This window comes from Pseudomonas sp. Pdm06 (genome assembly GCF_014851795.1).
Taxonomy (GTDB): Bacteria; Pseudomonadota; Gammaproteobacteria; order Pseudomonadales; family Pseudomonadaceae; genus Aquipseudomonas; species Aquipseudomonas fluorescens_AA.
This window is the reverse complement of record NZ_JACVAH010000002.1, coordinates 619676-635869: the sequence shown is the minus strand read 5'-3', so window position 1 is coordinate 635869 and position 16194 is coordinate 619676. Positions and strand designations below refer to the sequence as shown.

Below are 16194 nucleotides of genomic sequence, written 5' to 3'. Positions count from 1 at the left end.
GTTCGACAGCTTCGCCCATGTGGAACACTTCACCCAGGCGCTGCAAGCCGTCGTCTGCCGTCACGATATCCTGCGCACCGGGGTGCTCTGGGAAGGCCTGGCCGAGCCCGTACAGGTGGTCTGGCGTGAGGCGCGGCTGGTGGTCGAGTCGGTTGACCTGGATCCGGCGGCCGGGGAGGTTGCCACGCAGTTGCATCAGCGTTTCGACCCTCGGCACTATCGCCTGGACATCCGCCAGGCGCCGCTGCTGCGGGTCGCTTATGCGCAAGACCCGGCCAACCAGCGCTGGGTGGGCATACTGTTGTTTCATCACTTGGTGGACGACGCCACCTCGCTGGCCGTGCTGTCGGCGGAGATCGAGGCGCACATGCTCGGCCAGGCACAACGCCTGCCGGCATCGGTGCCGTATCGCAACTACGTGGCCCAGGCTCGGTTGGGCGTGAGTCGCGAAGCCCATGAACGGTTCTTCCGCGACATGCTCGCCGATGTCGACGAGCCGACGTTGCCGTTCGATTTGCAGGATGTGCAAGGCGACGGCAGCGGCATCGAAGAGGTGCGCCAGGAGGTCGAGGCCGACCTCAGCCGTCGGCTGCGGCTCCAGGCACGTCAGCTCGGAGTGAGCGCGGCGAGCCTGTATCACTTGGTCTGGGCCCAGGTACTGGGCACGGTGTCGGGTCGCGACGACGTGGTGTTCGGCACCGTGTTGGTAGGGCGGATGCAGGGCGGCGAGGGCGCCGACCGTGCACTGGGGATGTTCATCAATACCTTGCCGTTGCGAGTGAGCCTGGGGCAGACCGGTGTCCGTGCCGGTGTGAAAGCGACCCATGCGCGCCTGAGCGCGTTGCTCGGCCATGAGCACGCCTCGCTGGTGCTGGCGCAACGTTGCAGCGGCGTGGAGGCGCCGACGCCGTTGTTCAGTGCCTTGCTCAACTATCGCCATACCGGCGCGGCGGCTTCAGCCGAAGCGCTGTCGGCCTGGGACGGTATCCGGGTGCTCAGTGGTGAGGAGCGGACCAACTACCCGCTGACGTTGTCGGTGGATGACCAGGGCGAGGCGTTCAGCTTCAGCGTCATGACCCCGGCGCGCATTGGTGCGCAGCGGCTTTGCGGTTATGTGCAAGTGGCGCTGGAAGGCCTGATCCAGATGCTTGAGCAGACGCCAGAGGCGCCGTTGCACCAACTGTCGATCCTGCCGCCGAGCGAGCGTTTGAAACTGTTGGCCGAGTTCAATACCGGTGGTGCCGATGACCCGCAGGAGCAGACCGTTCTCGGGCTGTTCGAAGCCCAGGCCCAACGCACGCCAGAGAGCGTGGCCGTCCTGCATGGCGAGCACGCGTTGAGCTATCGCCAGTTGGACGCGCGAGCCAACCAGTTGGCGCATTACCTGCGCAAGCAGGGCGTGAAACCGGATTCGCGCGTGGCGATCTGTGTCCAGCGCAGCGCCGAGATGGTGATCGGCTTGCTGGCGATTCTCAAGGCGGGCGGTGGTTATGTGCCGTTGGATCCGGCTTATCCCGCCGAGCGGATTGCCTACATGCTGGTCGACAGCGAGCCGGTTGCGGTGCTGGCCCAGGTAGCGACCCGAGGGCTCTTGTCGCAGGTTCAGGTGCCACTGATCGACCTGGACGACGGTCCATGGCAAGACGAGCCGGAGCATACCCCGCAGATCACCGGCTTGACGCCGGCCCACCTGGCCTACGTGATCTACACCTCCGGCTCCACTGGCTTGCCCAAAGGGGTGATGGTCGAACATCGCGGCTTGCGCAACCTGCTGGACTGGTACCTCGAGGACCTGGCTTTCCACGCCGGCGACGCAGTGCTGCTGGCGTCCTCCTACAACTTCGACCTGACCCAGAAAAACATCCTCGCACCGCTGATGGTCGGGGCCTCGTTGCACCTGGCCGCCGAACCCTTCAACCCCGGCGCCATTGTCGCCCAGGTCGCCGAGGCCGGGATTACCCACCTCAATATGTCGCCCAGCGCCTTCCACGCACTGGTGGACGCCGACCACGGGCAAGCCCTGGCCTGCCTGAAACGGGTAGTCCTGGGGGGCGAGCCGATCCAGGTCGCCATGCTGGAAAAACTCGCCCAGCCACGGCCCACGGTGATCAACAGCTACGGGCCGACCGAGTGCAGCGACGTGGTCGCCTGGTACACCGCCGACAGCGACCTTGAGACCTACCGGCACCAGTCGATCCCCATTGGCCGGCCAGTCCGAAACATGCAATTGCATGTGCTGGACGCCCACGGGCAACTGCTGCCAGTGGGTGTACCCGGCGAGATCCATATCGGCGGTGTCGGTGTGGCCCGCGGTTACCTCAACCTGCCGCAACTCAGCGCCGAACGCTTCATCGCCGACCCGTTCTACGGCAAGGCCGACGCGCGCCTGTACAAGACCGGCGACCTCGGCCGCTGGCTGCCTGACGGCACCTTGCAGTACCTGGGGCGCAATGACGATCAGGTGAAGATCCGCGGCTTCCGTATCGAACTGGGCGAGATCGAAGCCAAGCTCGCCCAGCACGATGGGGTGAAGGAGGCCGCGGTGCTGGTCCGTGAGGACGTACCGGGGGAACAACGCCTGGTGGCCTATTTCACCCAATACGCGCCGGACGAAGCGGCGGACATCGACGCGCTGCGTACCTGGCTGCTGGCCCAACTACCGACCTTCATGGTGCCGGTGGCCTATGTAGGCCTCGACGCCATGCCGCTGACCCCCAACGGCAAGCTCAACCGCAAGGTACTGCCGGCGCCGGACCTGGAGGCTTTCATCACCCGGGGCTACGAAGCCCCCATCGGCGAAACCGAAATCACACTGGCCCAGTTGTGGGCTGAAGTGCTCAACGTAGAGCGCGTAGGGCGTCACGATCACTTCTTTGAACTGGGCGGGCATTCCTTGCTTGCCGTCAGCCTGATGGAACGGATGCGCCAAGAGGGTCTGGAAGCGGATGTGCGGACGTTGTTCGAGCAGCCCACGCTCTCGGAATACGCGGCAACGACAGAAAAAATGGAGATTGTCCTGTGAGTGTGATCGAACTGTTGGCGACACTAAAAGAAAAAGACGTACAGCTTTCAGTCAAGGGCGATCAGCTCGTGGTACGGGGCCGCAAACAGTCTCTTAGCGAGCCGGCGGTGCTGGCCTTGCTGCGCGAGCACAAAGCCGCGTTGATCGAGTTGATCCAGGCCGGGGAATACGATGACAGCAAGGCTGGCGAAATCGACATCCCAGCCAATGCCATCGCGCCCGGTTGCAGGCATATCACGCCGCAGATGCTGCCACTGGTGACCCTCGACCAGCCGGCCATCGACCGCATCGTGGCCACTGTGCCGGGCGGTGCGGCCAACGTGCAGGACATCTACCCGCTGGCGCCGTTGCAGGAGGGGATTCTTTATCACCACCTGACCGCCACCCAGGGCGATCCCTACTTATTGCAGGCGCACTTCAGCATCTCCCGGCAGGAGCGCCTGACGGATTTTGTCGACGCCTTGCAAAGCGTGATCGACCGCCACGATATCCTGCGCACTGCCATCGTCCGCGAGGGGTTGCAAGAAGCGGTGCAGGTGGTCTGGCGCGAGGCCCGGTTGGGCGTCAAGGACATCAGTGCCGACCTCGCCGAGGGTGACGTCATGGCGCAATTGCAGGCGCGCTTCGATCCTCGACATTATCGCCTGGACGTCAGCCAGGCGCCGCTGTTGCTGCTGGTGGTCGCCGAGGACCCAGCCAAGCAGCGCTGGGCCGCCATGCTGCTGTTCCATCACATGGCCCTCGACCACGCAGCCCTGACGGTTGTGCAGAGTGAAATGCAAGCCTACCTGATGGGGCAGGCCGGGCAATTGCAGCCGGCCGCTCCTTACCGCGACTATGTCGCTCGGACCCGACAGGCTGGCCAGCGCCAGGCTGACGAGAGGTTCTTCCGCCAGATGCTGGGGGACGTCGAGGAGCCGACCTTACCCTTTGGCCAACAGGATGTGCTGGGCGACGGCAGTGCCATCGAAGAAAGCCATCTGGCACTGGCCCCAGACCTCAGTCGCCGCCTGCGCACGCAGGCACGTCAGCTTGGCGTGAGCGCGGCGAGCATTTTTCACCTGGCCTGGGCGCAGGTGCTCGGCGGTGTATCGGGCCGTGACGACGTGGTGTTCGGCACGGTGATGCTCGGTCGCATGCAGGCCGGTGAAAGCATGACCCGGGCCCTGGGCATGTTTATCAATACCTTGCCGCTGCGCGTGGGTGTAGGTGCACAGAGCGTGCGCGATGGGGTGAAAAGCACCCACGCCGGGTTGAGCAGCCTGCTCAGTCACGAATACGCCTCCCTGGCCCTGGCGCAACGTTGCAGCGGCGTGGCGGCGCCGGCGCCGCTGTTCAGCGCGCTGCTGAACTACCGTCACAGTGCCAGCGCGGCGCATACCCCCGCGGCTGAAGTCAGCCTGGCCTGGGACGGGATGGAGGCCCTGGGCGCGGAAGAACGCACCAACTACCCACTGATCCTCTCGGTGGACGATTTCTCCGATGACTTCGCCTTGTCGGTGCAAGCCACTGCGCTGATCGGCGCGCAACGCATCGGCGATTACATGCAGGCAGCCGTTGAAAACCTGGTCGCCGCCTTGGAGTCTGCGCCCGGAGCGATGCTCAACAGCCTGTCGTTCCTGCCAGAATCGGAGCGTGAACGGGTGCTGCTGTCGTTCAACGACACCGACCTTGATTATCCGCGGGAACAACCGATTCATGCCTTGTTCGAGGCCCAGGCCGAGGCGCGCCCGGACGCGCCGGCAGCGGTACAGGGTGGGCAAGTCCTGACTTACCGCGAACTGGACAGCCAAGCCGGGCGTCTGGCCAGGCATCTGCTCGACCTTGGCCTGCAAGCGGGTCAAACCGTGGCGATCCTGCTGCCGCGCTCGCTCGATCTACTGGTCAGCCAGTTGGCCGTCCTCAAGTGCGCGGCGGTGTACTTGCCACTGGACATCAACGCGCCCGGCGAGCGCCAGCAGTTCATGATCGAGGACAGTCACGCCGTACTGGCCTTGACCCACAGCCGCGAAGCCTTGGCGGCGGATGTGCGTCGGGTGGACCTGGACAGTGTCGACCTTCCCGAGCCAGCGGCCCATTACAGCCAGCAACCCGCATCGAGCGAAGCGCCGGCCTACATCATGTACACCTCAGGTTCCACGGGGACGCCCAAGGGCGTGCTGGTGCCACATCGGGCCATCAGCCGGCTGGTGATCAATAACGGTTATGCCGACTTCAACCAGCAGGACCGGGTGGCCTTCGCCTCCAATCCGGCCTTCGACGCCAGCACACTGGAAGTCTGGGCACCGTTGCTCAACGGCGGTTGCGTCGTTGTGGTCGACCAGGACGTGCTGTTGTCCCAGGAACGCTTGCACAGGCTGTTGCTCGAGCAAGCGGTGAATGTGTTGTGGATGACGGCGGGGCTGTTTCACCAATATGCCGACCGCCTGATGGACGTGTTCGCCCAGTTGCGCTACTTGATTGTCGGGGGCGATGTGCTGGACCCCGCGGTGATCGCCCGCGTCCTGCAGGACGGCGCGCCGGCCCATCTGCTCAACGGCTACGGCCCGACGGAAGCGACGACGTTCTCGACCACCTACGAAATCCAGGCCATTGGCGACGGCAGCGTCCCGATTGGCCGGCCCTTGGGCAACACCCGGGTCTACATCCTCGATGCGCAGCAGCGACCCGTGCCCCAAGGCGTGGCCGGCGAGCTGTATATCGGCGGCCTGGGGGTCGCCAAAGGTTACTTGAACCGACCGGACCTGACCGCCGAGAAATTCCTTCTCGACCCGTTCAGCCAGAACGCCCAGGCCCTGATGTACCGCACCGGCGATCTCGGACGCTTCCGGGAGGACGGCAATATCGAGTACCTGGGCCGCAACGACGGCCAGGTGAAGATCCGCGGCTTCCGCATCGAACCGGGGGAGATCGAAGCCCGCCTGGGGCAACACGCTGCGGTGAAAGAGGCGACGGTGCTGGTGCGTGAAGACGTTCCCGGCGAAAAACGCCTGGTGGCTTATTTCACCTTGCATTCAACGGATGACAGCGCGGACATCGAAGCCCTGCGCGCGCACCTGCAAAGCCGCTTGCCGGACTATATGGTGCCGGCCGCCTACGTGCGGCTCGATGCCCTGCCGCTGACCCCCAACGGCAAGCTCGACCGCAAGGCCCTGCCGGTGCCGGATCAGGCGTCGATCGTTACCCGGGGCTACGAAGCCCCACTGGGCGACACCGAAATCACCCTGGCTCGCCTCTGGCAGCAAGTCCTTAACGTCGAGCGGGTGGGACGCCACGATCATTTCTTCGAACTGGGCGGCCATTCCTTGCTCGCCGTCAATCTGATCGAGCAGATGCGCCAGGTCGGCTTGAGTGCCGATGTCCGTGTGCTGTTCGGCCAGCCGACCCTTGCGGCACTGGCCGCGGCGGTGGGGGGCGGCAATGAGGTCGAGGTGCCGGCCAACGGCATCACCCCCGATTGTGAACGGATCACCCCGCAGATGCTGCCGCTGGCGACATTGACCCAGGAGGCGATCGACCGGATCGTTGCCGCGGTGCCGGGTGGTGTGCCCAACGTGCAGGACATCTACCCGCTGGCACCGTTGCAGGAAGGTATTCTCTATCACCATGTCTCGGCACAGCAGGGCGATCCCTACGTGTTGCAGGCGCTGTTCGCCTTCCAGGACAAGGCACGCCTCGACGCCTTCGCCCAGGCCCTGCAAGGGGTCATCGACCGGCACGACATCCTGCGCACCTCGATCATGTGGGAGGGACTGGAGCAGCCGATACAGGTGGTCTGGCGCAAGGCGCTGTTGAGCGTCGAGCAACTGCAGCTGGACGCGTCGGACGCCGATGCCGTGACCCAGCTGCATGCACGTTACGACTCTCGTCATCATCGCCTGGACATTCGCCAGGCCCCGCTGATGTGCCTGCGTTATGCCCATGACCCGGTCAACCAGCGCTGGGTGGCGATGTTGCTGTTCCACCACATTGCCCTGGACCATACCGCGCTGGAGGTGGTGCAGCAGGAAATGCAGGCGCACCTGCTCGGCCAGGCCGGACAATTGGCCGCCGCGCTGCCGTACCGCAACTATGTGGCCCAGGCGCGCCTGGGTGTCAGCGAGGCAGAACATGAGGCGTTTTTCCGCGAGATGCTCGGTGATGTCGACGAGCCGACCCTGCCGTTGGGATTGCAACAGGTGCAGGGTGACGGTCGCGGCATCGAGGAGGCCAAGCTGGAAGTGGACGCCGTTTTGAGCCACCGCTTGCGGGCGCAGGCGCGGCAGCTCGGGGTGAGTGCGGCGAGCCTGCATCATTTGGCTTGGGCGCAGGTGCTGGGGCGCCTGTCCGCACGGGAGGACGTGGTGTTCGGCACGGTCCTGATGGGGCGGATGCAGGGCGGCGAGGGCGCTGACCGGGTCCTTGGCATGTTCATCAACACCTTGCCGCTGCGGGTCAACCTGGATGAGCAGGGGGCCCGCGCGGGAGTCAAGACCACCCATGGGCGACTGACTGCATTGCTCGGTCACGAACACGCTTCGTTGGCCCTGGCGCAACGTTGCAGCCGCGTCGCCGCACCGGCCCCGTTGTTCAGTGCGCTGCTGAACTACCGGCACAGCGCGATCGGTTCGGCTTCAGCCGAGGCCATGAGCGCCTGGCAGGGCATGGAAATCCTGAGCAACGAAGAGCGGACCAATTACCCGCTGACCCTATCGGTGGATGACCTGGGCGATGGCTTCATGCTGAGCGCCCTGGTGTTGCAAGGCATCGGTGCGGCGCGCATCTGCGCCTACATGCACACGGCCCTGGAAAGTCTGGTGCAGGCCCTCGAACACGCGCCGCAGACGCCACTCAACCGACTGGAGATCCTGCCGCAAAGCGAACGTAACCAGCTACTGGAGGATTTCAACGCCACCCAGCGCACCTATCCACATGAGCAAACCGTCCTGGCGCTGTTCGAGGCCCAGGCCGCGTACCTGCCGCAGGCGATTGCGGTGGTGCACGGGCAGCGGCAAGTGAGCTACGCGGCGTTGAACGAGCAGGCCAACCGCCTGGCCCATCACCTGATCGGCCTTGGCGTGCAACCGGACGACTGCGTGGCGATCCTGTTGCCACGTTCCATCGAGCTGCTGGCCAGCCAATTGGCGATCCTCAAGTGCGCGGCGGCCTACGTGCCGCTGGACCGCAACGCCTCCCTGGAACGCCAGGGCTTCATGCTCGACGACTGCCAGGCCAAGTGCCTGCTGACGTTCAGTACCGAGACCGTGCCCGAGGGTGCATCGCGCATCGACCTGGACACGCTGGACAGCCAGGGCCCGGCGCACAACCCGGCATTGGCGCAGTCCAGCGAGTCGATCGCCTACATCATGTACACCTCGGGCTCCACTGGCACCCCGAAAGGCGTGCTGGTTCCCCATCGAGCCATCAACCGTTTGGTGATCAACAACGGTTACGCCGACTTCAACGCGCAGGACCGCATCGCCTTCGCCTCTAACCCGGCGTTCGACGCCAGCACCATGGACGTCTGGGGCGCCTTGCTCAATGGCGGGCAGGTGGTGGTGATCGACCACGAAACCCTGCTTGAGCCGTCAAGGTTCTCCCAGGTCTTGCAGGACTCGGGGGTTACGGTGCTGTTCGTGACCACGGCGATCTTCAACCAATACGTGCAACTGATTCCCCAGGCCCTCGGCCGCTTGCGGATCCTGCTGTGCGGCGGTGAACGGGCCGATGTGGCGTCGTTCCGGCGCTTGCTGGACCTGGCGCCCGGTTTGCGCCTGGTGCACTGCTATGGCCCGACCGAAACCACCACCTACGCCACCACCCTCGAGGTGAAGGCCGTGGCGGCGGACGCCGAATGCGTGCCCATTGGCGGACCGATCGGCAATACCCAGGTGTACGTGCTCGATGCACGCCAGCAATTGGCACCCTTGGGTGTCGTCGGCGAGATGTACATCGGCGGCCAGGGCGTGGCCAAGGGGTATCTGAATCGACCGGACCTGACCGCGGAAAAATTCATCGCCGACCCGTTCAGCCACGAACCCGACGCGCTGCTGTACCGCACCGGTGACCTCGGTCGCTGGTTGCCGGAAGGCAGCCTGGAGTGCTTGGGGCGCAACGATGACCAGGTGAAGATCCGCGGTTTCCGCATCGAGCTGGGCGAGATCGAAGCCAAGCTGGTGGCCTGTGACGGCGTGAAGGACGCGGTGGTGCTGGTGCGGGCCGATGAGTCCGGCGAGAAACGCCTGGTGGCCTATGTCATTGCCCAGCCGGCGGTTACGTTGAGCGTGGCCGGGTTGCGCGAGCAATTGTCCGCGACCCTGTCTGAGTACATGGTGCCTGCGGCGTTCGTGATGTTGCCGGCGTTCCCGTTGACGCTCAACGGCAAGGTGGACCGCAAGGCGCTGCCGGCGCCGGACGCCGAGGCTTACGCGAGCCAGGCCTACGAGGCACCCCAGGGCGAGATCGAACAGGTCTTGGCCGGTATGTGGGCCGAGCTGCTGAAAGTGGAACGGGTCGGGCGCCACGACAATTTCTTCGAATTGGGCGGGCATTCGTTGCTGGCGATGAGGCTGATCGAGCGCATGCGCCAGGTCGAGCTGTCGGTGGATGTGCGTGTGCTGTTCAGCCAGCCAACGCTGCAGGCGCTGGCCGCTGCGGTGGGCGGGCATCGTGAAGTGGTGGTGCCGGCCTGCGCCATCGTCGAAGGCTGTGAGCGCATCACACCGGCCATGTTGCCGCTGGCTGTATTGAGCCAGGAGGCCATCGATCGGATCGTGGCGAGCGTGCCGGGTGGGGCGCGTAACGTGCAGGACATCTATCCGCTGGCACCGTTGCAGGAAGGCATCCTTTATCACCATTTGACGGCGAAAATGGGTGATCCGTACGTGCTGCAGACGCTGTTCGGGTTTGACAGCCGGGCCCGCCTGGATGACTTTGCCCAGGCATTGCAGGGGGTGGTCGACCGGCACGACATTCTCAGGACCTCGATGGTCTGGGAAAACCTCGACGAACCGATGCAGGTGGTGTGGCGACAGGCTCGGCTCAGCGTCGATGAGTTGGAGGCGGACCCAAGTGCCGGCGATGCCGTTGCCCGGCTGTATGAGCGTTTCGATGCCCGGCATTACCGGTTGGACGTGCGTCAGGCCCCGATGCTGCGCCTGGCCATTGCCGAGGATGTCGCCAACCAGCGTTGGGTTGCCATGCTGCTGTTCCACCACATGGTCCTGGACCATACCGGCCTGGAAGTGCTGGAGCGTGAAATGCAGGCCCAGTTGCTGGGCAAGGTGCATGAACTGGGCGAATCGGTGCCTTATCGCAACTATGTGGCCCAGGCGCGCCTGGGTGTCGATCAACAGGCACATGAAGCGTTTTTCCGCGACATGCTTGGCGACATCGACGAGCCAACGCTGCCATTCGGCCTGCGGGACGTGCAAGGCGATGGCAATGGCGTGGAAGAGGTGAAGCTGGCCGTGGAGGCGGGCCTGTGCCGTCGTCTTCGTGCCCAGGCCCGCCAGTTGGGCATCAGCGCGGCCAGCCTGATGCACTTGGCCTGGGCGCAAGTCCTGGGCCGTGTCAGCGGTCGCGACGACGTGGTCTTCGGCACCGTGCTGTTGGGGCGCATGCAGGCCGGCGATGGGGCTGATCGGGCGCTGGGCATGTTCATCAACACCCTGCCATTGCGGGTGAGCCTGGCTGGACAAGGTGTATACGCAGCGGTGAAGGCGACCCACAAGCGACTCACCGGCCTGCTGGGCCATGAGCATGCTCCGTTGGCACTGGCCCAGCGTTGCAGTGGCGTGGTTGCGCCAACGCCGTTGTTCAGTTCGATGCTCAACTATCGTCATTGCGGGGTTGAGGTGACCGCGCAGGCGCTGACGGCGTGGCAAGGCATCGAGTCGATTGGCGGTGAAGAACGTACCAATTACCCCGTGACGCTGGCCGTGGATGATGAAGGCGAGGGCTTCAGCCTGGTGGTGCAGGCGCTGGTCGGGACCGGTGCGCGGCGTATCGGCGAATACGTGCAGACCACACTCGAAAGCCTGGTCACCGCTCTTGAGCAGGCTCCGGATACGCCATTGCAGGCCCTCGCGAGCCTGCCGGCGGCCGAACGCCAGCACCTGTTGGAAACGTTCAATGCCACTGCGGTCGACTACCCGCAGGGCCTGACCTTGCACGGCCTGTTCGAGGCGCGGGTCGAGGCTTGCCCGGACGCTGTAGCGGTAGTGGCCGACGAGGCGCAACTGAGTTACGCGCAACTCAATGAGCGGGCCAACCAGATTGCCCATCGCCTGCTGGAACTGGGCATTCGCCCGGATGACCGCGTGGCGATCTGTGCCGATCGCAGCCTGGACATGGTCGCGGGCCTGCTGGGGATTCTCAAGGCCGGTGCGGCGTATGTGCCGCTGGACCCGGATTATCCCCACGAGCGCCTGGCCTACATGCTGGAGAACAGCGCGCCCATGGTGGTGCTGACCCAACGTGCGTTGCAGGCGAGCCTGCCGGCGACGCAGGCGCGAACCTTGCTGCTGGATGAGGCGCAAGGGTTCTCGACGCAGCCCACCGACAATCCGCAGGTCGAAGGCCTGCATGCCCATCACCTGGCCTATGTCATCTACACCTCGGGCTCCACCGGCCTGCCCAAGGGCGTGATGAACGAGCATGGCGCGGTGGTCAACCGCCTGCTGTGGATGCAGGACGAATACGGCTTGACCGCCGCCGACGCGGTGCTGCAAAAGACTCCGTTCAGCTTTGATGTGTCGGTGTGGGAGTTCTTCTGGCCGCTGTTCAGTGGTGCGCGCCTGGTGATGGCCCGTCCGGGTGGGCATCGCGACCCGGCGTACCTGCGCGAAGTGATCCAGGTCCAGGGCATCACCACGCTGCACTTCGTGCCGTCGATGCTCGATGTGTTCCTGGCCCATGGCGAGGCAAGTCAATGCGCAGGTCTGGTGCGGGTGATGTGCAGCGGCGAGGCGTTGCCGGGTCATCTGGTGCGGCGCTTCAAGGCGCAATTGCCGCACACTGGGCTGTACAACCTGTACGGACCGACCGAAGCGGCGGTGGATGTGACCGCGTGGGACTGCACGGGCGCCGAAACGCCGGACAGCACGCCGATCGGCAAGCCGATTGCCAACACCCGGATCTACCTGCTCGATAGCCATCAACAACCGGTGCCCATGGGCGTGGCCGGGGAGATTTACATCGGCGGTGTGCAGGTGGCGCGGGGTTACCTGAACCGTCCGGAACTGACCGTCGAGCGTTTCCTGTGGGATCCGTTCAGCCGTGCGGCGAATGCGCGGATGTACCGTACCGGCGACCTGGGTCGCTACCTGCCGGACGGCAACATCGACTACCTGGGGCGCAACGATGACCAGGTGAAGATCCGTGGTTTCCGCATTGAGTTGGGCGAGATCGAAGCGCGGCTGGCGCAACACGAGACGGTGAAGGAAGCCGTGGTGCTGGCCCGTGAAGATGCACCGGGTGAAAAACGCCTGGTGGCCTATTTCACCCCGCACTCAGTGGATGAAATGGCGGATATCGAGGCCCTGCGTACCCATCTGTCAGGGCAACTGCCGGAATACATGGTGCCGAGCGCCTACGTGCGGCTCGATACGCTGCCGCTGACCCCCAACGGCAAGCTTGACCGCAAGGCGCTGCCGGCACCGGACCTGGACGCGGTGATCACCCGCGAATACGAGGCCCCACAAGGCGAAGTGGAAGCCCGCATTGCCCGGATCTGGGAAGACTTGCTCAAGCTCGAACAAGTCGGTCGCCACGACAATTTCTTTGAGCTGGGCGGGCACTCGCTATTGGCGGTGAAAATGATCGAACGCATGCGCCAGGTCGACCTGAGCGTCGATGTGCGGGTCTTGTTCGGTCAGCCCACGTTGGCCGCATTGGCCGCCGCCGTCGGTGGCTATCGGGAAGTTGTGGTGCCGGCCAACGGTATCCCGGCCGGTTGCACACGCATCACACCGGACATGCTACCGCTGGCCGAACTGTCTCAAGAGGAGATCGAGCGAATTATCGCGACGGTGCCGGGCGGCGCGACCAATGTCCAGGACATCTATGCCCTGGCGCCGCTGCAGGAAGGGATTCTGTATCACCACCTCACCGCCGCCGAAGGTGACCCCTATCTGCAGCAAGTGATATTCGGTTTCGACAATTTCACCCGCCTGGAAGATTTCGCCCACGCGTTGCAAGCCGTCATTATCCGACACGATATCCTGCGCACCGGTGTGCTCTGGGAGGGGCTGTCCGAGCCCATGCAGGTGGTCTGGCGTGACGCGCCATTGAGTTTCGAGTCGGTTGCGCTGGATCCGGCCCAGGGCGATATCGCCACACAGTTGCACCAGCGTTTCGACCCCAGGTTCTACCGCCTGGACATTCGCCAGGCGCCGATGATGCGGATTGTCTATGCGCAGGACACGGCGAACCAACGCTGGGTGGGCATGCTGTTGTTTCACCATCTGGTGGACGACGTCACGTCACTGGCGGTGCTGTCCGCGGAAATCGAGGCGCACATGCTCGGCCAGGCGCAGCGGCTGTCGGCGTCGGTGCCGTACCGCAATTACGTGGCCCAGGCCCGCTTGGGCGTGAGCCGTGAGGAGCACGAAACCTTCTTCCGCGACATGCTCGGCGATATCGACGAGCCGACGTTGCCGTTCGATTTGCAGGATGTGCAAGGCGATGGCAGCGGCCTCGAGGAGGTGCGCCAGGATGTCTCGACCGACCTGAGTCGCCGGTTGCGGGCCCAGGCGCGTCAGCTCGGGGTGAGTGCGGCGAGCCTGTATCACCTGGTTTGGGCGCAAGTCCTGGGCCAGGTGTCGGGCAAGGACGATGTGGTGTTCGGCACGGTGCTGGTGGGCCGGATGCAGGGCGGCGAGGGGGCCGACCGCGCGCTGGGGATGTTCATCAATACCTTGCCGTTGAGGGTAGGCCTGGGGGCGCAAGGTGTGCTCGTAGGGGTCAAGGCGACCCATGCCCGCCTGACCGCGTTGCTGGGCCATGAACATGCCTCCTTGGCGTTGGCGCAACGCTGCAGTGGCGTGCAGGCGCCGACGCCGTTGTTCAGTGCCTTGCTCAATTACCGTCACACCGCCACGGCGGTGTCGAGCGAGGCATTGTCGGCCTGGAACGGTATTCAGGTGCTGGGTGGCGAAGAACGGACCAACTACCCGCTGATGTTGTCGGTGGACGACCAGGGCGAAGCGTTCAGCTTTACCGTCATGACCCCGGCGCGCATTGGTGCGCAGCGGCTGTGTGGTTATGTGCAGCACACGCTGGAAAACCTGGTGGGCATGCTCGAACAGCAGCCGGACCTGCCCTTGCAGCACCTGTCGATCCTGCCGGCCTCTGAACGTGAGCAACTGCTGGTGACATTTAATGCCACCGAGGCCGACTATCCGCAACAGCAGACGATTCATGGTCTGTTCGAAGCCCAGGTCCAGCGTACGCCGGATGCCGTGGCAGTGATCCGTGGCGAGCAGCGCCTGAGCTATGGGGAACTGAACGAGCGGGCCAACCGCCTGGCCCACTACCTGCGCAAGCAGGGGGTGAAGCCCGATTCGCGGGTGGCGATCTGCGTCGAGCGTGGCATCGACATGGTTGTTGGGTTGCTGGCGATCCTCAAGGCCGGCGGCGGTTATGTACCGCTGGATCCGGCGTACCCGCTGGATCGGATTGCCTACATGCTGGAAGACAGTGCGCCGGCGGCGGTATTGACGCAGACGGCGACCCTTGGATTGCTGGCCGCAGCCTCGATGCCAGTGATCGATCTCGACAGTGGTTTGTGGCAGGACGAGTCCGTCCAGAATCCGGAGGTGGCCGAGCTGACGTCCTCACACCTGGCCTATGTCATCTACACCTCAGGTTCGACCGGTCTGCCCAAGGGCGTGATGATCGAACACCGCAACACGGTGAACTTCCTGACCTGGGCCCATCGTTCTTTCGATTCGCAGACCTTGGCGAAGACCCTGTTCTCGACGTCGTTGAACTTCGACCTGGCGGTCTACGAGTGCTTTGCGCCGCTGACCTCGGGCGGCAGCATCGAAGTGGTCACTAATGTGCTGGAACTGCAGCAGGGCGAGCACGACATCACCCTGATCAACACCGTGCCCTCGGCGCTCAAGGCCTTGCTGGAGTCCGGTGGGCTGGGCGAGGGCGTCGATACGGTGAACGTGGCCGGTGAAGCGCTCAAGCGCAGCCTGGTGGAAACCCTGTTCGAACAGACCCAGGTCAAACGCCTGTGCAACCTCTACGGCCCTTCGGAAACCACGACCTACTCAAGCTGGGTGTCGATGGCCCGCGAAGACGGATTTGCCGCGCATATCGGCAAACCCGTGGCGAACACCCAGTTCTATCTGTTGGATGAACACGGGCAACCGGTGCCGCTGGGCGTGCCGGGTGAAATCTACATCGGTGGTGCCGGGGTCGCTCGCGGTTATCTCAACCGTGATGACCTGACGGCTGAACGTTTCCTCAAGGATCCGTTCAGTACGGCTCCGAACGCCCGCATGTATCGCACTGGCGACCTGGGCCGCTACCTGCCGGACGGCAACATCGAATACCTGGGCCGCAATGACGACCAGGTGAAGATCCGTGGTTTCCGCATCGAACTGGGCGAGATCGAAGCCAAACTCGCCCAGGCTCCCAACATCAAGGAAACCGTAGTCCTGGCCCGGGAAGACGTGCCGGGGGACAAGCGCCTGGTGGCCTATTTCACCCAACACTCGCCGGACGAAGCAGTAGAGATCGAAACCCTGCGCATGCACCTGCAAGCGCAGCTGCCTGCCTACATGGTGCCCGCTGCCTACGTGCGCCTGGAGGCCTTGCCACTGACGCCGAACGGCAAGCTCGACCGCAAGGCGCTACCGGCCCCCGACAGCAATGCGTACACCACGCGTCTGTATGAAGCTCCCGTGGGTGACATGGAGATCAAGCTTGCAGCGCTGTGGGCAGAGTTGCTCAAGGTCGAACGGGTGGGGCGGCATGACCACTTCTTCGAACTGGGTGGTCACTCGTTGCTCGCTGTGACGCTGATCGAACGCATGCGCAAGGACGACATGGAGGCCGATATCCGTGTGCTGTTCGGCCAGCCGACACTGGCCCTGGTGGCTGCCGCCGTGGGCGAGGTACGGCATATCGATGTGCCGATGACGAAAATTCCCGCGTTGACGCGCAAACGCAGCATCTGA

2 protein-coding genes (1 of these 2 running past the window's edge) are annotated in these 16194 nt (G+C 64.3%); both read left to right on the top strand.

The features are described from left to right. Positions 1–3022: the 3' portion of a non-ribosomal peptide synthase/polyketide synthase gene (locus IB266_RS05695; RefSeq protein WP_192260506.1), read on the top strand. Its footprint begins 26009 nt before the window's first position; 3022 of the gene's 29031 nt are visible here — the last part of the coding sequence; its start codon lies off the left edge, out of view; it ends in the stop codon at positions 3020–3022. Further along, a complete protein-coding gene (locus IB266_RS05690) occupies positions 3019–16194 on the top strand; it encodes a non-ribosomal peptide synthetase (RefSeq protein ID WP_192260505.1) in 13176 nt (4391 codons plus the stop codon). Before IB266_RS05695 ends, IB266_RS05690 begins: the two co-directional genes overlap by 4 nt.